This is a genomic window from Corynebacterium sp. HMSC065D07, from assembly GCF_001810695.1.
Classification (GTDB): domain Bacteria; phylum Actinomycetota; class Actinomycetes; order Mycobacteriales; family Mycobacteriaceae; genus Corynebacterium; species Corynebacterium hesseae.
The window spans coordinates 1-272 of record NZ_KV802460.1 but is presented as its reverse complement, the minus strand read 5'-3'; the positions used below and the strand labels follow the sequence as shown (position 1 = coordinate 272).

1 pseudogene is annotated in these 272 nt (G+C 53.3%); it reads right to left on the bottom strand.

From position 1 onward, the window contains the following. Positions 1-272, bottom strand: a pseudogene (locus HMPREF2760_RS08080) (HNH endonuclease); the annotation flags it as partial.

Sequence of the window (272 nt, the reverse complement as noted above, 5' to 3'; positions counted from 1 at the left end):
TCGCCGGTTAGATCCCGGGTTTTATCATGCGGCATGGGCTCTTGCCGCCAGCCGAAGCCTTCAATAAAGGTTGGGGCATTCTCAATATCGCAGGCCTGATAGGTGTGTAAGACTACGGTGGCTGGTGGTTGTATTTCGCCGCTTAAGAGTTTGATGACCGCTTCAGCAACAGTGATTCCTTCTTTTGCGGCGGTTGTGTGGATGAAGGCATCGAGTTTAATGCCGGTGTCTTCCCCAACCTGGAGTTCCAGCCAGGCAGAGGTTCCGTTGGA